Below are 19,629 nucleotides of genomic sequence, written 5' to 3'. Positions count from 1 at the left end.
TGCGCCGAGTCAACCGCGAAAGCAGGTCAGGCCATACACACTTGCAAATCAGTGCCGCAAAGTGGTGAATGGCAGGGCTTTACCCACGAAGGAATTACCCCATGCGCCTCTTGCCCCTATTTCCACTGCTCCTTGCCGTTTTGCCCGCGTCCGCACAACAAGCTGCGGACGCCTTCGCACCAGAAGCCGCGACATCCCAGACCAGTAAACAAGCTGGCACTGCCGTAGCCGCGTCAAAGTGGATGATATCGGCCGCGAATCCCTTGGCCGTTCGCGCGGGGGCACGCCTATTGGCAAACGGTGGCAGCGCGGCAGACGCAATGATCGCTGTCCAGTCCGTACTTGGCTTGGTGGAGCCACAAAGCTCCGGCCTTGGGGGCGGGGCATTCTTGGTCTGGTACGACGGCGCAACGGGCGAGATGACAACGCTGGATGGCCGCGAAACTGCACCGCTTGCCGCAACCCCGCGCCTGTTTCAGAATGACGATGGCGAGCCGCTTAAATTCTTCGATGCGGTTGTCGGCGGGTTGTCCGTGGGCACCCCCGGCACCCCCGCGCTGCTAGAGAAGGCCCATGCAAAATGGGGCCGCGCGGATTGGCCCAGCCTCTTCGCGGACGCCACAGCCCTTGCCGAGGGCGGGTTCGAGGTCTCGCCACGCCTTGCAGCGCTCGTAGCCTCCGATCAGGAGCGCCTCGCCCGCTTTCCCCGCACTGCGTCCTACTTCCTGCCCAACGGCGCCCCCATTGCCGCAGGCAGCACGCTGACCAACCAGCCCTACGCCAAGACCCTGCGCGCGCTGGCCAGCGGCGGGGCCAAGGCCTTCTACAGCGGTGAAATCGCGCAAGGCATTATCGACACGGTCGCGAACGCAGAAGGAAATCCGGGCGTCCTGTCGATGACCGATATGTCCATCTATAAGGTCAAGCAACGCGCGCCTGTCTGCGCCACCTACCGCGCGCATGATATCTGCGGCATGGGGCCACCGTCCTCGGGAGCGCTCACCTTGGGGCAAATCCTCGGCATGCTGGACGGGCATGATCTGGCAGCCTTGGGCAAGGACAGCCCCGAAGCATGGCGTTTGATCGGCGACGCGTCCCGCCTCGCCTTCGCGGACCGTGGCCGCTACATGGCGGATAGCGACTTCGTCCCTGTCCCGACCAAGGGCCTGACCGACGCCGACTATCTGGACTCCCGCGCAAAGCTTCTGGACGGCGACAAGGCCCTCACGGAGGTCTCCGCAGGCCAGCCACCGTTTGACCACGCCTTGCTCTGGGCCGACGATGAAAGCATCGAGCTCCCATCGACCTCCCACATCTCGATTGTCGATCAGTACGGCAACGCACTCAGCATGACGACAACCATCGAAAACGGCTTCGGCTCACGCCTCATGGCACCGGGTGGTTTCTTGCTGAACAACGAGCTGACCGATTTTTCCTTCAAAACCCACAGCGACGGCGTGCCCATCGCCAACCGGATAGAACCCGGCAAACGCCCGCGCTCGTCTATGGCCCCGACAATCGTGCTCAAAGACGGCAAGCCCGCGCTTGTCGTAGGCTCCCCCGGCGGGTCGCGCATCATCGGTTATGTGGCCAAAACCATCGTCGCGCATCTGGATTGGGGGCTGGATCCGCAAGCGGCCATCGCCTTGCCCAACTTGGTGAACCGCTTTGGCACCTATGATCTGGAAGAAGGCACCGACACCGCCGCACTGGAAGAAGCATTGGCTGGCATGGGGTTCGAGACCAACATCCGCGCCCTCAACTCTGGCGTCCATGCCATCGCGGTGACGGAGGACGGCTTCCTTGGCGGTGCTGACCCACGCCGCGAAGGGATCGCGCTTGGCGAGTAAGCAAATAACCCCGAAAAGCAGTGCAGATAAGGCATGGTGGGCCGCAAAAGCGGCTCATTTTGGCTAGGTTAGATATGCGCGGAGGGCCTGTAAGCCGGATTTTGTCCAAGGGGTTGCCCCCTCTGGATGACCATTCATCTAAAGCCACGGTTGCCCGTGGCCCTCTAGCTGCCAACCCGAACCTGCTGGGGACAAAGCATCCCCGAAGGCCGAGGCCTTCACGCGGTTCCTATTTGGCATTGCTCCCGGTGGGGCTTGCCTTGCCGCCCCTGTTGCCAGCGGCGCGGTGGGCTCTTACCCCACCGTTTCACCCTCACCCCCGATATACGGGGGCAGTTTCTTCTCTGTGGCGCTTTCCGTCGGATTGCTCCGCCCGGGCGTTACCCGGCACCGTTGCCTTGTGGAGTCCGGACTTTCCTCGGGCCAAAAGGCCCGCGGCCATCCAGCCCTCCGCGCGACGTCCCGCCTACGCCCCCGCGCCCGCTTGGTCAATCCCGAACTCACGCGCCAGCGCCTCCGCCAACGCCACATCGCGCGCGCAAAGCGCCCCGCAGGCGGTCGGGTTGAACCTTAGCCTGAAGCTGGCCAAAAGAACCTCCGGCTCTGCGTCCACGGGATAGCCAAACGACACTGCCGCCGCGCGAAAGCGCGCCATGTCAGGCGCGGCAGCCTCCAGCGCACGGGGCCAGACGGCCAAGCCCTGACGGGCCAGCCGCTGCCAATCGAACCGCTTACCCGGATCAATTTTACGACCGGGTGCAAAGTCGGAATGCGCGATGATGCCCGACGCCGCAATGTCCCACCGCGTCATGATCTGGCGCAGCAAAACTTCCAAACTATTGAAAAGCGGCGCAGCAAAGGGTGCAAACCCCGTGTTCGACATCTCTATCCCGATGGAGCGCGAATTCACGTCGCCCCGCCCCTGCCATGTGCCAGCACCTGCGTGCCACGCCCGCTGGCTTTCCTCCACCATCTGGATCACATGGCCATCCGGCCCGATCAGGTAATGCGCGGAGACCTCGTTTTCAGGGTTGCACAGCGTGCGGCAAGCCGCGTCGCAACTCTCCATCGCCGTGTAGTGCAGCACAATAAGCTCAGGGACGGCACCGCCTTTGCGCGCGCCGAAGTTCGGCGACGGGCGCCAGTCCGGCGTCACGCCGCTAGCCTCGCTTGGCGATCGTACGGTACTTCACCGGCGACCAACCACAAGCGTAGCCGTCGCCGTCTGGGTCAACGCCCAGCTTGTCCTTTTGTGGGCCGCCAGCCTTCAAGAACGCATCCTGTGCCAACTCCGATGACGTGTAGCCCGCGCAAACTTTTGCGGCCTTGTTCGTCGACAAGACGGAGCGGCGGTAGGTCTTCTGACCCACAGGGTGGGTCGTTGCCAAGGCGAACTCAATCGGCGTTTGCGCGTCGCGGCCTGGGCGCGACGGGATCGCTTTGGGTGCAATCACCTCGTACTGCGCACTTTGCGCGCGGCGGCGCGCCGCGTCGCTTTCGATGCTCTGACGCGATGACACCGCTTCAAAGTTCTGCTCGTCCGAAATGGACGGGTTGTTCAGGTCGGGTGCGTTCGGTGAGGTGTTGCGGATGCCTGCGGGTACGCTTTCGCCACGCCCTTGCTGGCCCGCGCCCGTGCCGCGCACCGCTGCCACCGCGTCGCGTGCGGTCTGCTGCTCTGGCGTTGTCGCTGCGGAGGCGCTTGGCGGCGCGATGGTCTGTGCACCAGAGCGCTGCGCGCGTAGCTCTGCGTCACGCGCCTGCTTTTCGGACAGATAGGTGTCATAGTCATCAAAGCCGACGCCCGCACCGCTATCCGGCACCGACGACGTACACGCCGCAACGCCAGCCACAACCAAAACTGCACACAAACCACGCATCACAAGTCTCACTTCTTCCAAGTTGCCGGAAGGCTTACCACCATTTGGCGGGTTTCGCTACAAAGCCTGCCGCCTGCTCCAACGCATAGGCGGTGTTTAGCAAATCGCCCTCTTCCCACGGACGCCCGATCAGTTGCAGCCCCAGCGGAAGCCCTTGCTTATCCAGCCCTACTGGCACCGCGATACCCGGCAAACCCGCCAAGTTCACCGTCACCGTGAACACATCGTTGAGGTACATTTGAACCGGATCGGCTTCTGCCATCTCGCCCAGACCGAATGCCGCCGACGGGGTCGCAGGCGTCAGGATCGCGTCAACGCCTTGCGCGAACACATCCTCGAAGTCCTTCTTGATCAAGGACCGCACCTTACGCGCGCGGTTGTAATACGCATCGTAGAAACCGGCGCTCAGCACGTAGGTGCCGATCATCACGCGGCGTTGCACCTCAGGGCCAAACCCTTCGGCGCGGGTCTTTTCATACATCTCGGTGATGCCGTCGCCTTGGCCGATCTTCGCGCGATGTCCAAAGCGCACACCGTCATAGCGTGCAAGGTTGGACGACGCCTCAGCCGGTGCCACAACGTAATAAGCGGGCAGCGCATATTTGGTGTGCGGCAGGGTGATGTCGACGATCTCGGCGCCTGCGTCTTTCAGCATCGCGGTGCCGTCGGCCCAAAGCTGCTCGATCTCTTGCGGCATGCCCTCCATCCGGTATTCCTTGGGGATACCGATTTTCTTGCCGCGAATGTCGCCTGTCAAAGCCGCCTCAAAATCAGGCACGGCCAACTCTGCGCTGGTAGAATCCTTGGCGTCATGTCCCGCCATAGCGCCCAGCATGATTGCCGCATCGCGCACGGATTTGGTCATCGGGCCTGCTTGGTCAAGCGAGGACGCGAAGGCCACAACGCCCCAGCGCGAGCACCGCCCGTAGGTCGGCTTCAGCCCCGTAATCCCCGCAAACGCCGCTGGCTGACGGATGGAGCCCCCCGTGTCGGTACCCGTCGCCGCCATGCACAAATCAGCGGCCACGGCCGCAGCGGACCCACCGGACGAGCCGCCCGGTGTCAGCTTGCGGTCATCGACCTTCCACGGGTTCACAGCGTCGCCATAAACCGAGGTTTCATTGGAGGAGCCCATGGCGAATTCGTCCATGTTCAGCTTTCCCAGCATTACGGAGCCCGCGTCCCACAACTGTTGCGTGATAGTGCTCTCGTATTCCGGCTTGAAGCCTTCCAGAATGCGCGATGCCGCCTGCCCTGGCACGCCCTTGGTGCAGAACAAATCCTTAATACCCAGCGGGATGCCGCACATGTCCGGCGCGTCGCCAGCCTTGATCCGCGCGTCCGCCGCTGCGGCTTGGGTGCGTGCGATCTCAGGGGTGTTATGCACGAAAGCGTTCAACGCGCCCGAGGTTTCAATCGCGCCAAGGCAGGCTTCGGTCAGCTCAAGTGATGTCACGTCACCTTTGCGCAGTGCGTCGCGGGCATCCGCGATGCCGAATGTGTTCAGATCAGTCATTATTCCACCACCTTCGGCACTGCAAAGAAGCCCTCACGCGCGTCGGGCGCGTTCTTCAACACAGCCTCTTGCTGTGATCCATCCGTCACCACATCCTCGCGGCGGGTCAGGCGCTGCGGGGTCACGGATGTCATCGGCTCCACACCGTCAACATCAACCTCGTTGAGCTGTTCCATGAACGCGATAATGCCGTTCAGCTCATCGGCGAGCTTTGGCAGGTCGTCTTGCGGCACCGCAATGCGGGCCAGCTTTGCCACACGGGCGGCGGTCGTGATGTCGATGGACATGAAAATCTCCTTGCCAAACTTGCCCCCCGTTTAGCGCCGCCCATGGCTGGCTTCAAGCGCCAGAGTCGCAGCGCATAAGCTGTGGCGCAGCTTTTACCGCCCCATTCGCGAGTTTCAGACGCAAGGCCCTACCGGCGCGCGGCAAAAAACGCGGTCAGCAGCGCCTCGCAGCGGTCCGCGTCAATCCCGTCGTAAACTTCCGGTGTGTGGTGGGCCTGCGCGTGTGTGAAGACCCGCGCACCATGTGCCGTGCCGCCGGACTTCGGGTCAGACGCCCCGTAATACACCCGCGCCACACGGGCCGCCGCGATCACCCCCGCGCACATCGCGCATGGCTCCAACGTCACGTATAGGTCGCACCCGATGAGGCGCTCTGACCCAAGGGCGGCGCAAGCGTCGCGAATTGCCAGCATCTCAGCGTGGGCGGACGGGTCGCTTAATTCCCGCGTTCGGTTCCCGGCGGATGCCAGCACCACGCCGTCCTTCGACACAACCACAGCCCCCACCGGCACCTCACCGCGATCTGCGGCGTGTTTTGCCTCTTGCAGGGCCAGTTCCATATGCGACGTAAACATCATGTCTGTCGGATACCCCCTTCACAAGGCCACGCCAAGGGCGTAGGCCCACTTGCATGAGCACCGAGACACCCAAAGGCGATCGTATCGCAAAAGTTCTGGCCCGCGCAGGCGTCGCATCGCGACGTGGCGCAGAGGCAATGATTGAAGCTGGCCGCGTCACCGTGAACGGCAAGCAAATCTTGTCGCCAGCCCTCAATGTCACCTCCAGCGATGAAATCGTCGTCGACGGCAAACCATTAGCAGAGCCGGAGCCGACACGCCTGTGGCGCTACCACAAGCCCTTGGGCTTGGTGACCTCCGAATCCGACGAAAAAGGCCGCGACACCGTGTTTGACGCGCTGCGCGGCGCCCTGCCCCGCGTGGTGAGCGTGGGCCGTCTCGATATCAACTCCGAGGGGTTATTGCTTCTCACCAACGACGGCGCCCTAAAGCGCCAGCTGGAACTGCCCTCCACAGGCTGGATGCGCAAATACCGCGTCCGCGTGAACGGCACGCCAGAAGACCACACGCTAGAGCCGCTGCGCCGTGGCGTGATGTCCGAAGGGGAAAAATTCCAGCCTATGGAGGTCTCCATCGACCGCCAGCAAGGCGCGAACGCTTGGCTGACCGTTGGCATCCGCGAGGGCAAAAACCGTGAAATCCGGCGTGCGATGGGCGAAGTCGGCCTAAAAGTGAACCGCCTGATCCGCATCAGTTACGGCCCCTTCCGCCTGAACGACCTGAAACCTGGCGAGTTCGAGGAAGTCAAAGGCCGCGTGCTACGCGAGCAGCTTGGCATGCGCGAAGACAATGAAAAGCCGATGTTGAAAAAGAAGCCAGCCCAGTCACGCCGCCGCAACTAACGCGAATTGCGCCACGCCGCGACATCAGTACATGTTCAGGTGGCTCCCCTGCCCGACCGATTTTGCCCATTGCTTCCAGTTTTCTGATAGCACTCTCATATCGCGGTAGGAACGCCCCATGCGCTGGAACGAGGGGGTCTTCACATGGTTCCCACTCGTAAACATCTGCACCTCTTCGAACGCCTGACTTCCCGGGCGGGTCCCGCCCGCCGCATACGCCCCCGACTGCATGGCGTAGTCGGCAGCGCTGCCGAAAACAGAATCGCTGTCCGTGTCGCCCTTGTTGAGTTTTCGGAAGACCTTGCTCGCCTGCGTCACCGATTTGGAAAACTTCTCAACCTCTGCAGCGATCGTTAAATAGGCCCCCGCGATGTCGCGGGCATTATGCAAAATGATCACGCCAAGCCGCTCCCTTTCGCTATCTATCCAACGCTGGGATCGGGGCACTTCGGCCATTTCTCGTGCGGCGCGCGCGTCGGTGCTGGTGTCATCGGCATCCGCCTCGCAAAAGTCGCGAAACGCGCGCGGCAGGTTCGACGAAAGCTTGCCGTTTTCGTTCAACATTGGGCCAGCAAAGCCGTTCTTGGCGACCAGCTCTTTCACCGTCCCTTCGACCCGCTTGGAGATTTTCTCCGCGCCCTGCTGCCACTTAACTGCAAACTCTGCCTCGTTACGCCCCCGAAGGACGTTGGCCAGCAGGTCCACATGCGGTTTGTGATACCGGAAGAAAAAATTCAACACGGGCGCATTCCCGCCGTATTTATTCGCCAGCCGTTCCACACCTTCAAACGCGAATTTCAGCAGCACCGAGGAGCTGCTGGTGTTGTATTCCAGAAGATGCGACGCGACTGAATGCAGCTTGGTAATGTCATCCAGTATGCCCTTGACCTGATCTTTCTTGGCCTTGGCTTTCTTGTAGGCCGCTGCGCCATCTTTGGCGTCAGTGGCGGCTTGCTTCCAAAAATCACTCATCTCGGTACTCCGGCAAATAGAAGTTCACATAAAAAGATATTCGGTATTGGAATGCCGCAGATATTAGCACGACTGCGAAGTGGCACCTAAGGAAATGACGCCTTTCCCTGCGCGCGCCAGCGAAACCGCGCACCCAAAGTGCTTCAGAAACCTTGCCCCCGCCCCAGTGTTCTGTATCCCTAAAGCCAACGCGAACCTATGGAGGCATGATTTCATGGCCGAACTTCTAACCGTCGAAAACATCGGCAATCTTCTGGTGCTTTGCTTTTTGCAAGCAGTGCTGGGCTTCGACAACCTTCTCTACATTTCGATTGAAAGCCAACGCGCACCGGTGGCACATCAAAAGGCTGTCCGGTTCTGGGGTATCATCATCGCGGTGGCCCTGCGCATCGTGTTGCTGTTCACCATGGTCGAGCTTTTGGGATCCCTGACGGAGCCATTCTACATCTTCGAGTGGGAGGGCATCCTGACCGGCGGCGTGAACTTCGCCACCTGCGTTTTCGTCTTTGGCGGCATTTTCATCATGTATACGGCGGTCAAGGAAATCGGCCACATGCTGTCGGTGGAACACCTTGACCACGACGTAGAGGGAAAATCCGGCAAGTCCGCCGCCAAGGTGGTCGGGCTGATCGTGTTCATGAACCTGATCTTCAGCTTCGATTCGGTCCTGTCCGCGATCGCCATCACCGACGTCTTTCCCGTCCTGGCTGCCGCGATCCTGATCTCAGGTCTGGCCATGCTGGTGCTGGCGGACGGGGTCACCACGTTCTTGCAGAAAAACCGCATGTATGAGGTGCTCGGCTTGTTCATCCTGCTCATCGTTGGCGTTGTGTTGTTGGGCGAGGCAGGTGTTGCCGCCTCCCACGCGACGCACAATGACGATCTGGCGCTGATGGTTTTCGGCTACCCGATCATCCCCATGTCCAAGTCGACATTCTACTTCTCTGTCATCGTGCTGTTCGCGGTAGAGATCATCCAGTCCGGCTACGCCAAAAAGCTGGCTACGGAACGTCGCGGGACGCAAACCGGTACGCACTGACTTCTGGTAAGTTGCACGGCAAATGCCTATGTTTGCCGTGCAACGTAATTCTGGAACGGCCATCGGGGGTGGTATGTCTGCCAACGCACTACAAAAGATCTCTTACGTCCTGCTTTTGGTCCTAGTGGCCATGGCATCGGCGGGCATACTCTGATGGCGCAAAAATTCGGCGGGCAGTATAGCCCTGACGGTCGCGGCACCACCGCCCCCAAACCCTCTCCGTTCTCGGGCAAGAAGCCCGCCATCGGGCGCTCACGCGCAAACCTGCTGTTCGTCGCGGGCTTGCCGCTGCTGTTCTCCTCAATCGGGGACGGCGCAACCGATATGGCCGTGGCCATCGGCGCCTTCGCGCTGATTGCCCTTGGCGCATGGCTGACACGCGAAGGCATCGACGCACAAAACGCCTACGAGTCGCGCACGATTGCGCGCCGCCCCGCCATTCCGCGCAAGCTGTTCGGGGCCGTCGCACTTGGCTTCGGCGTCAGTGCAGCCACCTTTGACACCTCCCTGATGGACGGCGTCCTTTACGGCATTATCGCCATGGTCCTGCACCTCACCGCCTTCGGCTTTGACCCGATGCGCGACAAAGCGGTGGACGGCGTCGACACCTTCCAAACCGACCGCGTCGCCCGCGCCGTGGACGAGGCAGAACGCCACTTGAGCGCCATGACCGACGCAATCGCCACCGCAGGTGACCGCACGATGACCGCCCGCGTGGACCAGTTCCAAGCCACCGCCCGCGCCTTCTTTCGCACGGTGGAAAACGATCCGCGCGACCTGACCTCCGCGCGGCGCTATCTGGGCGTCTACCTGCTGGGCGCGAAGGACGCGACGATCAAGTTTGCCAAACTCTACGCCCAAGGCCGCGATCCGGCCGTGAAAGCCGATTACACCTCGCTTCTTGACGATCTTGAGGCAAATTTCACCGCGAAAAATCAGGCACTTCTGTCCGATAGTCGCACCGATCTTGATATTGAAATTGATGTGCTGCGCGACCGTTTGCAGCGCGAAGGCATCCGCCTGAACGAAGGGGAATAACCTATGTCTGATACTGTCCGCCAAAAAGCCGAACAATCCACCCAAGCCTTGGCCGAACTCACCGCCGTTGTGTTGAAAGAGCCGTCCACCGATCTGGTGCCACTGGCCGCCGCTGACGCACCCGTCGCCGCTGAAATTCGCCGCCGCATGGATGAAATCAACATGACCGACACGAATTCCATCGTGTCCTTCGGCTCCGGTGCACAGGCTGGGTTGCAAGAAATCAGCCAGTCCATGCTGGCCGATGTGAAAAACAAGGATGTCGGCCCCGCTGGCGGCAGCCTGCGCGACATCGTCACCACCATTCGCGGCTTCTCTATCTCCGAGATGGACATGCGCCGCGAACGCTCTTGGTGGGAAAAACTGCTAGGCCGCGCCGCCCCTGCCGCGAAATTCATGGCCCGCTACGAAACTGTGCAAGGCCAGATCGACAGCATCACCGACAACCTGCTGACCCACGAGCACACGCTGCTGAAAGACATCAAGTCGCTGGATGTGCTCTACGATCGCACGTTGGATTTCTACGACGAACTGGCCCTCTACATCACCGCTGGCGAGGAAAAACTGGCCGAACTTGACGCCACAGATATCCCCGCCAAGGAAGCCGCCGTGAAGGCCGCTGACGAGAGCGATCAGGTGATGGTCGCCCAAGAACTGCGCGACCTGCGCGCGGCGCGCGATGATCTGGAGCGCCGTGTCCACGACCTGAAGCTGACCCGTCAGGTGACAATGCAGTCCCTGCCCTCCATCCGCTTGGTGCAGGAAAACGACAAGTCACTGGTCACCAAGATCAACTCCACCCTCGTGAACACCGTGCCGCTTTGGGAAACCCAACTGGCGCAGGCGCTGACCATTCAGCGCTCCTCCGAAGCTGCGGCTGCGGTGCGGGACGCCAACGACCTGACGAACGAGTTGTTGACCGCCAACGCCCAAAACCTGCGCACCGCCAACAAGGCCGTTCGCGAGGAAATGGAGCGCGGCGTCTTCGACATCGAGGCCGTGAAGCAAGCCAACGCCGATCTGATCGGCACCATCGAGGAAAGCTTGGCCATCGCCGACGAAGGCAAGCGCAAGCGCGCCGAAGCCGAGGCAGAGCTGCAAAACATGGAAGGCGAGCTGCGCGATACGCTGGCCTCCGCCACCGCGCGCGGCACAGCCTCCGGTCACAACCTCGGCAGTTCGGCAGGTTAACCGGTGCGGGGCGCGTTTCATATTGCGGTCGCGGGGCTGATGGCGGTGACGCTGTCAGCCTGCGAGGCCCCTATGTCCAGCCCCCGCCCCGCACAGCGCGTGGCCCCCGCGCCCAAGCCTGCGCCCAAGGTGGTGGAACGCTCTGACCGCTCGAAAGAGCTGTCGGCCTATTACGCCCAAGTCCAGCGCAGCCTGCTCTCCCAAGGGTTGATGCGCACGGACGGCGGCGGCATCGACACCCCGTTCTCCAAACGCCAACTGGTCAACAACTTCATCCAAGTGGGGGTGTTCAACGAATTCACCCTCGTGGACGGGCTCTATACCAACCAACGCTCCGAAGGGCGCGTGCAGCGGTGGGAAAAGCCAGTCAACATCTCCATGCAGTTCGGCCCCGCCGTGCCAAAAGACATCCGCGCGAAGGACCAGAAAACCGTCGCTGATTACGCCAACCGCCTGTCGCGGGTATCTGGCGCTAAAGTCGGTGTCACACGCGGCAAAGGGAACTTCCACGTCGCCGTCCTGACCGTCGACGAGATAGAAGCCTTCGGCCCGGAGCTGATGAAGCTCATACCCGGACTGGACGCAGGGATCGCCGCGCAGATCACCAGCATGCCGCGCCCGATTTATTGCGCGGTCTACGCGTTTTCCGACGCCTCCACCCCCGACAGCTTCCATTCTGCGGTGGCCATTGTGCGCGCGGAACACCCCGATCTTTTACGCGAAAGTTGCTACCACGAAGAAATCGCGCAAGGGCTGGGTCTCAGCAACGACAGCCCCGCAGCCCGCCCGTCCATCTTCAACGATGACGACGAATTCGCGCTGCTCACCCGCCACGACGAATTGCTGCTGCAAATCCTATATGACGACCGCCTCCCGCTTGGCACGTCCCCCGACGAAGCCCGCCCGATCATCGAAGTGATCGCAGCAGAACTGCTGGGCGGCGAAAGCTAACCCGAAGACCATTATTTGTGAGGACCACATGGGTATTTTTGATTTTCTGACCGGTGAATTTATCGACGTCATCCATTGGACCGACGACACCCGTGACACCATGGTGTCGCGGTTCGAGCGCGAGGGCCATGAGATCAAATACGGCGCCAAGCTGACCGTCCGCGAAGGTCAGGCGGCGGTGTTCGTGCACGAGGGCCAGTTGGCCGATGTCTTCACCCCGGGCTTGTATATGCTCGAAACCAACAACATGCCGATCATGACGACGTTGCAGCACTGGGACCACGGCTTCAAATCGCCGTTCAAGTCCGAGATCTACTTCGTCAACACCACCCGCTTCAATGACCTGAAGTGGGGCACCAAAAACCCGATCATGCTGCGCGATCCGGAATTCGGCCCCCTGCGCATCCGCGCCTTCGGCACCTACTCCGTCCGCGTCACTGATCCGGCCGTGTTCCTGCGTGAGATCGTCGGCACTGACGGCGAATTCACCATGGACGAGATCAGCTACCAGATCCGCAATATCATCGTGCAGGAATTCTCCCGCGTGATTGCATCCTCGGGCATCCCCGCGCTGGATATGGCCGCGAACACTGGCGATATGGGCAAGCTCATCGCCGCCGCGATCTCCCCGATTGTTGCGGACTACGGGCTCACAATCCCCGAATTCTATATTGAAAACATATCCCTGCCCGCCGCAGTTGAAGCGGCACTCGACAAGCGCTCCTCCATGGGGATCGCGGGGGATCTCGGCAAATTCACTCAATACTCCGCCGCGGAGGCCATGACCGCCGCCGCCTCCAACACCGGTGCTGCCGGTGGTGGCATGGGCGCTGGCATAGGCGCCGGTTTGGGCATGGCGATGGCGGGTCAGATGGGCAACACGGGGCCGTGGGGCCAAGCGCCACAGGCAACGCACGCAGCCCCGCCGCCGCCCCCCGTGGAACACGTCTGGCACATCGCGGAAGCTGGCGCGACCAAAGGCCCGTATTCCAAGGCCGCAATGGGGCGCATGGCGTCCGAGGGCACGTTAACCCGCGAAACGCTGGTCTGGACCGCAGGTCAAGACGGCTGGCTGCCAGCGGACGACGTGCAGGAACTTGCCCGCCTGTTCACCATCCTGCCGCCCCCGCCGCCACCGGCCTAACCCCCGTCGCTGCCCCCTGACCATCATGCGGAATACCCAACGTCATGAGCGATAACCCCCTCGACAAAACGGCCCCCGAGATCGAGCACAGGTTCCCCTGCGACACCTGCGGCTCCGACCTGCGGTTCGACCCCGAAGACAACGCGCTAAAATGCGACCATTGCGGCAACGTCGAGCCAATGCTGGAAGCGGTGCAATCGACCATTCACGAGCTGGACTTCCAGTCCGCACTACGCGGCACGTTGCAAGAGTCAGAGATGGAGGAAACCCGCGTTTCCAAATGTCCGAACTGCGGCGCGCAGGTCGAGTTCGACCCTGACAGCCACGCCGCCGAGTGCCCGTTCTGTGCGACCCCCGTGGTCACTGACACCGGCACCCACCGCCACATCAAGCCCCGCGCCCTACTGCCCTTCGAGGTGGCGGAGCGCGACGCGCAGAAGGCCATGGTCGATTGGCTGGGACAGCTTTGGTTCGCGCCCAACGGCTTGCAGGAATACGCCAAGAAGGGCCGCAAGCTCAGCGGTATCTACGTGCCGTTCTGGACCTATGACGCCGACACTAAAACCAGCTACACGGGCCAGCGCGGCAAAATCTACTACGAGACCCGCACCGTCGTGCGCGATGGCAAACGCCACCAGCAGCGCGTCGCCAAAACCCACTGGTCCGCCGTCGGTGGACGTGTCGCGCGGTTCTTTGATGATGTCTTGGTGCTGGCGTCCACCTCCCTGCCCAAAAGCTACACCGACGCGCTGGCGCCGTGGAACCTGTCGCAACTGGCCCCCTACACGCCCGAATACCTCGCAGGGTTTCGCGCCGAGGGGTATACCGTCGATCTGGAGCAAGGCTTCGTTGAGGCCCGCGCCAAGATGGATGCCATGATCACCCGCGACATCCGTTTTGACATCGGCGGCGACAAGCAACGCATCACCTCTGCCAATACCACCGTCAAGGACGTCACCTTCAAGCACATCCTGCTGCCCGTCTGGATGGCGGCCTACAAGTATCGCGGGAAGACCTACCGCTTTGTGGTCAACGGTCAGACTGGTACTGTTAAGGGGGAACGCCCATACTCTTCCGTCAAAATTGCGATTGCGGTCATCATTGGCTTGATCGTCGCGCTGGCTGTTGGCTATGGAATGGCCCTGAACCAATAGAAAGATAGGTGCCGACCATGATCCTGTGCTGCGGCGAAGCCCTTATCGACATGTTGCCCCGCGTCTCTCAAGAGGGGGAGTTGGCGTTCGCGCCCTACGCAGGTGGCGCTGTCTTCAACACCTCCGTGGCTTTGGGGCGGCTCGGCGCGGAGCCTGGTTTCTTTTGCGGCCTATCGACCGACCTGTTCGGCGAAATGCTGGACGCCAAGCTGACGGAGGCAGGCGTTTCATCGCAGTTCGCCGTCCGCTCTTCGCGGCCCACCACATTGGCCTTCGTGCGCCTGAGCGACGGGCACGCGTCCTACACGTTCTACGACGAAAACAGCGCCCTACGCATGATGACCGAGGCGGATTTACCCGCCCTGCCCGACACCGTATCGACGCTCTTTTTCGGAGGCATCTCCTTGGTGGGGGAGCCATGCGGCAGTGCCTATCAGGCGCTTTTGGCGCGCGAGGCGTCATCGCGTGTGACCATGATTGACCCCAACATCCGCCCGACTTTCATCACCGACCGCGAGGGCTACGTCGCCCGTATCAAGTCGATGATGTCGATGTCGGATGTGGTCAAACTCAGCGATGAGGATTTGCACTGGCTCGAAGGCGACGGCGATCTCGACACGCTCGCGGGGGAGCTTATCGCGCGGGGCACCAAGGTGGTGTTAATCACCCAAGGCGCGGAAGGCTCCATCGGCTACACCGCCAAACACCGCGTCACGGTCCCTGCTAACAAGGTCGACGTTGTCGACACCGTCGGCGCGGGTGACACGTTCAACGCGGGTTTTCTGGCGGGGCTGCGCGACGCCGCCGCCTTGGACAAAGCCACACTTGCCGACCTGCCCGAAAAGACGCTGCGCAGCGCGCTGGCAATGGGCGGCCGCACCGCCGCAATCACCGTGTCGCGCGCAGGCGCTAACCCGCCGTGGGCGCATGAGCTATGAGGGCCTTGCTGCAACGCGTAACGCAAGCCTCTGTCGCCGTGGACGGCGAACAGGTGGGCCAATGCGGCGCGGGGCTGCTGATACTGGTCTGCGCAATGGCGGGCGACACGCCCGCGCAGGTCACCCGCATGGCCGCGAAAGTCTCGAAGCTGCGCATCTTTAAAGACGACACGGGCAAAATGAACCGCTCTTTGCTGGACACGGGCGGTGCGGCGCTGGTGGTAAGCCAGTTCACTTTGGCCGCAGACACTCGCAGCGGGAACCGCCCCGGCTTCTCCACCGCCGCCCGCCCAGAGGAAGGCCGCGCGCTCTATGAGCAATTCGCGGCGGATTTGGCAGGCCTCGGCATTGCCGTTGAAACCGGTGAATTCGGCGCGGATATGGCCGTCAGCCTTACCAACGACGGCCCCGTAACCATCTGGTTAGACGACGCGCAATAGCCCCCTTGGCGGCGCGTTTTTCAGCGCGTAGGCTCCCGCTCAGGGAGAACTCACACTATGACCAACAGACGCCCCATCGGTGGCCTTTCGCATGTCGTCGGCGCAACAGATGCGCCCCTGCTCGACCTCACAATTCCGGCCCTTCTGGCGCAAACCGCCAGCCGCTTCCCCGACCACGAAGCCTGCATATTCCCCAAGCAAAACATCCGCTGGACCTACGCAGAATTCGCCCGCGAGGTAGACCGTCTCGCAGCGGGTTTCCTAAAGCTGGGCCTTGGCAAAGGCGACCGCGTCGGCATCTGGTCGCCGAACCGTGTGGAATGGCTGCTCACCCAATTCGCCACGGCGCGTATCGGCGCCATTCTGGTCTGCATCAACCCCGCCTACAGACAATCCGAGCTGGCCTATGCTTTGGACAAAGTCGGCTGCGCGGCGCTAGTCACGGCGCAAAACTTCAAGTCGTCCGACTATATCGCGATGATCCGCGCGCTTGATCCCAAACCCGCGTCCCTGCGCCACCTTATCGCAATGGGCGACGCGCCAGATGGCTTCTTGGCCTTCGACGATATCAGCGACGACGACACCAGCGCGCTCGACGCCGTCACGGCGACACTTGCGCCTGAGGATGTGATCAACATCCAATATACCTCCGGCACCACGGGGCACCCCAAAGGTACCTGCCTGACGCACCGAAACGTGGTCAACAACGCCTATTTCACAACCGCCACGATGGACTTCAGCCACACCGACAGGCTCTGCATTCCCGTGCCGTTCTATCACTGCTTTGGCATGGTCATGGGCACGCTCGGCTCTGTCGCGCATGGGGCCACGATGGTGATCCCCGGTGAGGGGTTCGAGCCGCGCGAAACCCTGCAAGCCGTCCACGACGAGAAATGCACCGCCCTCTACGGTGTGCCGACCATGTTCGTGAATGAGATGGCATTGCCCGATTTCGACACCTTCGATCTCAGCCACCTGCGCACAGGCATCATGGCGGGGGCGCCCTGCCCGCGCGAGATCATGAAGCAGGTGCAGCGCGATATGCATATGACAGGCGTGACCATCGCCTACGGCATGACGGAAACGTCGCCGGTGTCCTTCCAGTCCGGCCTTGATGACCCGCTTGATAAACGCGTCGGCACCGTGGGCCGCATCCACCCGCATGTGGAGGTGAAGATCGTGGGCGAAGACGGCCAAACCACTCCCGTCGGCACCCAAGGGGAGCTGCTGACCCGTGGCTACTCCGTGATGCAAGGCTACTGGGGCGAGGACGCGAAAACCTCCAGCGCCATCCGCGACGGGTGGATGTACACCGGCGATCTGGCCACGATGGACGACGAGGGCTACGTGAAAATCACCGGACGGGTCAAAGACATGATCTGCCGTGGCGGTGAAAACATATTCCCGCGTGAGATTGAGGAGTTCTTGTTCACCCATCCAGACGTCGCGCAAGCGCAGGTCTTCGGCATCCCTGACGACACCTACGGCGAGGTCGTCTGCGCGTGGCTGGTGTTGCGCGACGGGGCGAGCACAACCGCCGACGACATCCGCGCCTTCTGCAAAGGCCAGATCGCGCATTACAAGCTGCCGCTGCACATCCGCTTCAAGGATGAGCTGCCAATGACGGTCACGGGCAAGCCGCAGAAGTTCATCATGCGCGACGCGATGCTTGCCGATCTAGGCCAATGCTAGCACCGTAAACGGCAGCCAAAAGAAAAGGCGCGCAGCCTTCGCCGCGCGCCTTATCCCGTCTAACTCTGGCCGTTTTATCAGGCCATGATCGTGTAGATCCCCAAGAAGATGATCGCCGACAAAAGCGCCGCTGCTGGCACGGTTATGACCCATGCGGCGATGATCGTCATGAAGTGCGACCGACGCACCAGCTTGCGGCGGCGGCGCTCTTCGGTGGCAAGGACTGGACGGTCAGGCATGGCCAAACGCGCCTTCTTGATGCGACGCTCCGCATCCCACTCGCGAAAGAAGCCAACGCCGAACACACCGCCCACCGCGATATGCGTGGAGCTCACGGGCAGGCCAAGCCAGCTTGCCACGATCACGGTGATCGCCGCCGACAAGGCCACACAATAGGCCCGCATCGGGTTCAGCTTGGTGATCTGGCTGCCCACCATGCGGATCAGCTTCGGGCCGAACAGGAACAACCCGAAGGAAATGCCAAGCGCACCAATCACCATGACCCACACAGGAATGCTAATGGCCGCGACAAAGTCGCCGGACTGCGATGCTTGCACAATCGCCGCCAAAGGCCCCACCGCGTTCGCCACGTCGTTGGCACCGTGTGCGAAGCTTAGCAAGGCTGCCGAGACAACCAGCGGGATACCAAACAGCACTTTCAGCGATTTGTTGCGGTTCTCCAGCCCTTCGGACTGCTTGCGGATCAGCGGGATCATCACCGCCCACGTCGCCACACCAATGGCCGCGCCGATCATCAAGGCTGTCGCCATATCAATCTTGATCAGTTTTTTCAGGCCCTTCAGCGCCAGATAGGCCGCAAAAGCTCCTGCCATGATGCCCACCAGTACCGGCACCCATTTGCGGGCTGCCGCGATTTTATCGTCTTGGTAGATGATGCGCGACTTGATCAGCCACAAGAACCCGGCGGCGATAACGCCCCCCAGAACCGGCGAAATAACCCAGCTGGCAGCGATGGCGCCCATCGTGGACCAGCTCACAGCCGCCAGCCCAGCAGAGGCGATCCCCGCCCCCATCACACCACCCACAACGGAGTGCGTGGTCGACACAGGTGCGCCAACCCATGTGGCAAGGTTCACCCAAAGCGCCGCCGACAGCAGCGCCGCAAGCATGGCCCACATGAACGTTTGCGCGTCACCCATGCTCTCGGGCGCGATGATGCCTTTGGCGATAGTCGACACAACGTCGCCCCCCGCCAGCAAGGCCCCCGCGCTCTCGAACACCACGGCGATGGCGATGGCCCCGCCCATGGTCAGTGCATTCGCGCCCACCGCCGGGCCCATATTGTTGGCTACGTCATTGGCCCCGATGTTCAGCGCCATATAAGCGCCAAAGCAGGCCGCCACGATCACGATGAGCGCGTTATTGGCTTGCCCGAAGATCATGGCCGCCGCCAAGCCCGCCAGCACGATGAACACAAGCGCGATGCTTGGGCCAACGATCGGGCGCGAGACGTAGCTCGTCGCCATTTCCAAGTTGGAATAGCGCGCAAGGTCACGGTCCAGCGTCTCTAGGTGGCGCGGATCGCCTTGTGGTTTATCTGTCATGAGTCGTCCCCCGAAATGTGGGGGGAGTAGTCGCCTAAGCGGCAGCTAAAATCAACTGTACGGTTACGTCACCCGCACTTGGGGTAAATTTGTCACCAATCGCGCAGGATCGACTTCAACTCTTGCTCTTGGACAAGCCCCGCCGCATCGGATGGGCTCACCCATTTACGCTCGCGTTCGCTGGCTTCGGGGAAGTCCTTCTTCAGGTTTTTCACCTCGAACGGATACACATGCGCCTCGACCGGCACGGGCAACCCGTTGCGTAGCGTCTTGTCGTAGGTGTACGTCCCGATGGAGGTATCCGCCATGCTGCCCTTGGACACGCCGGCTTCTTCCCACGCTTCCTGCTTTGCCGCCTGTGCGGAGCTTAGCCCGCGGATCGGCCAACCTTTGGGGATAATCCAGCGTCCGGTGCCACGGCTTGTCACCAACAAAACCTGCCGCCCGTCATCGCTTTCGCGGTAGCACAGGGCCGCCACTTGAAAGCGTTTTGGGCGCTGCAGCATGGGAGACAGGAAACTGTCCCAAAACTGACGCAAAAAATGTGGCATG

19 protein-coding genes and 1 other RNA gene are annotated in these 19,629 nt (G+C 61.7%); 11 read left to right on the top strand and 9 right to left on the bottom strand.

Annotation, left to right across the window (positions count from 1 at the left end; all coding sequences use genetic code 11):
* Positions 1-101 precede the first annotated feature (101 nt).
* On the top strand, positions 102-1,850 hold the full coding sequence (gene ggt, locus BLW66_RS13775; protein ID WP_089947741.1) for a gamma-glutamyltransferase: 1,749 nt from the start codon (positions 102-104) through the stop codon (positions 1,848-1,850).
* A 74-nt stretch (positions 1,851-1,924) separates the two neighbouring features.
* On the opposite strand, the gene rnpB is transcribed toward ggt, so the two are convergent.
* The 6 genes from rnpB to BLW66_RS13745 form a co-directional block, all read right to left on the bottom strand.
* Positions 1,925-2,304, bottom strand: an RNA gene (gene rnpB, locus BLW66_RS13770) — RNase P RNA component class A.
* A gap of 12 nt (positions 2,305-2,316) precedes the next feature.
* A complete protein-coding gene (locus BLW66_RS13765; RefSeq protein WP_089947740.1) occupies positions 2,317-3,006 on the bottom strand; it encodes an N-acetylmuramoyl-L-alanine amidase in 690 nt (229 codons plus the stop codon).
* A 4-nt stretch (positions 3,007-3,010) separates the two neighbouring features.
* The gene (locus BLW66_RS13760) at positions 3,011-3,730 is read right to left on the bottom strand and encodes a hypothetical protein (RefSeq protein WP_089947739.1); all 720 of its coding nucleotides are present in this window, start codon (positions 3,728-3,730) and stop codon (positions 3,011-3,013) included.
* A gap of 34 nt (positions 3,731-3,764) precedes the next feature.
* Positions 3,765-5,246 (bottom strand): Asp-tRNA(Asn)/Glu-tRNA(Gln) amidotransferase subunit GatA, encoded by a 1,482-nt coding sequence (gene gatA / locus BLW66_RS13755; protein WP_089947738.1) that lies wholly within the window; start codon positions 5,244-5,246, stop codon positions 3,765-3,767.
* Entirely contained in the window at positions 5,246-5,533 is a 288-nt protein-coding gene (gene gatC, locus BLW66_RS13750; RefSeq protein WP_089947737.1) for an Asp-tRNA(Asn)/Glu-tRNA(Gln) amidotransferase subunit GatC, read from the bottom strand. The genes gatA and gatC overlap by 1 nt, the downstream gene beginning before the upstream one ends.
* A gap of 128 nt (positions 5,534-5,661) precedes the next feature.
* Complete coding sequence (locus BLW66_RS13745; protein WP_089947736.1) at positions 5,662-6,111, bottom strand: nucleoside deaminase; 450 nt, start codon at positions 6,109-6,111, stop codon at positions 5,662-5,664.
* Between the two features lie 53 nt (positions 6,112-6,164).
* On the opposite strand from BLW66_RS13745, the gene BLW66_RS13740 reads away from it, so the two are divergent.
* The gene (locus BLW66_RS13740) at positions 6,165-6,953 is read left to right on the top strand and encodes a pseudouridine synthase (protein ID WP_089947735.1); all 789 of its coding nucleotides are present in this window, start codon (positions 6,165-6,167) and stop codon (positions 6,951-6,953) included.
* A 24-nt stretch (positions 6,954-6,977) separates the two neighbouring features.
* On the opposite strand, the gene BLW66_RS13735 is transcribed toward BLW66_RS13740, so the two are convergent.
* Entirely contained in the window at positions 6,978-7,925 is a 948-nt protein-coding gene (locus BLW66_RS13735) for a hypothetical protein (protein WP_089947734.1), read from the bottom strand.
* Positions 7,926-8,139: 214 nt separating this feature from the next.
* Between BLW66_RS13735 and BLW66_RS13730 the strand changes: the two genes are divergently transcribed.
* From BLW66_RS13730 to BLW66_RS13690, 9 genes are all read left to right on the top strand, one after another.
* Positions 8,140-8,964 carry a TerC family protein gene (locus BLW66_RS13730; protein WP_089947842.1) on the top strand — a complete coding sequence of 275 codons (825 nt, stop codon included), beginning with the start codon at positions 8,140-8,142 and terminating at the stop codon, positions 8,962-8,964.
* 153 nt (positions 8,965-9,117) lie between these two features.
* On the top strand, positions 9,118-10,002 hold the full coding sequence (locus BLW66_RS13725) for a 5-bromo-4-chloroindolyl phosphate hydrolysis family protein (protein ID WP_089947733.1): 885 nt from the start codon (positions 9,118-9,120) through the stop codon (positions 10,000-10,002).
* A gap of 3 nt (positions 10,003-10,005) precedes the next feature.
* Positions 10,006-11,193, top strand: coding sequence for a toxic anion resistance protein (locus BLW66_RS13720; RefSeq protein ID WP_089947732.1), 1,188 nt, complete (start codon positions 10,006-10,008; stop codon positions 11,191-11,193).
* A 3-nt stretch (positions 11,194-11,196) separates the two neighbouring features.
* Positions 11,197-12,144: a DUF2927 domain-containing protein gene (locus tag BLW66_RS13715; RefSeq protein WP_089947731.1), complete on the top strand. Its 948-nt coding sequence runs from the start codon at positions 11,197-11,199 to the stop codon at positions 12,142-12,144.
* 28 nt (positions 12,145-12,172) lie between these two features.
* A complete protein-coding gene (locus tag BLW66_RS13710; RefSeq protein WP_089947730.1) occupies positions 12,173-13,288 on the top strand; it encodes an SPFH domain-containing protein in 1,116 nt (371 codons plus the stop codon).
* A gap of 44 nt (positions 13,289-13,332) precedes the next feature.
* Entirely contained in the window at positions 13,333-14,442 is a 1,110-nt protein-coding gene (locus BLW66_RS13705) for a TFIIB-type zinc ribbon-containing protein (protein WP_089947729.1), read from the top strand.
* 17 nt (positions 14,443-14,459) lie between these two features.
* Positions 14,460-15,380 carry a carbohydrate kinase family protein gene (locus BLW66_RS13700; RefSeq protein WP_089947728.1) on the top strand — a complete coding sequence of 307 codons (921 nt, stop codon included), beginning with the start codon at positions 14,460-14,462 and terminating at the stop codon, positions 15,378-15,380.
* Complete coding sequence (gene dtd, locus BLW66_RS13695) at positions 15,377-15,820, top strand: D-aminoacyl-tRNA deacylase (RefSeq protein WP_089947727.1); 444 nt, start codon at positions 15,377-15,379, stop codon at positions 15,818-15,820. Before BLW66_RS13700 ends, dtd begins: the two co-directional genes overlap by 4 nt.
* Positions 15,821-15,877: 57 nt before the next feature.
* On the top strand, positions 15,878-17,512 hold the full coding sequence (locus BLW66_RS13690) for an AMP-binding protein (RefSeq protein WP_089947726.1): 1,635 nt from the start codon (positions 15,878-15,880) through the stop codon (positions 17,510-17,512).
* Positions 17,513-17,589: 77 nt separating this feature from the next.
* Here the strand turns inward: BLW66_RS13690 and BLW66_RS13685 are convergent, their stop codons facing one another.
* Together BLW66_RS13685 and BLW66_RS13680 are read right to left on the bottom strand one after the other, a co-directional pair.
* Positions 17,590-19,077, bottom strand: a complete 1,488-nt coding sequence (locus tag BLW66_RS13685) for an inorganic phosphate transporter (protein ID WP_089947725.1) — start codon at positions 19,075-19,077, stop codon at positions 17,590-17,592.
* 92 nt (positions 19,078-19,169) lie between these two features.
* Positions 19,170-19,628 (bottom strand): NUDIX hydrolase, encoded by a 459-nt coding sequence (locus BLW66_RS13680; protein ID WP_089947724.1) that lies wholly within the window; start codon positions 19,626-19,628, stop codon positions 19,170-19,172.
* Between the last annotated feature and the right edge of the window lies 1 nt (position 19,629).

The organism is Litoreibacter albidus, from assembly GCF_900107015.1.
GTDB classification, from domain to species: Bacteria; Pseudomonadota; Alphaproteobacteria; order Rhodobacterales; family Rhodobacteraceae; genus Litoreibacter; species Litoreibacter albidus.
This window is presented reverse-complemented; position numbering and strand designations above follow the sequence as displayed.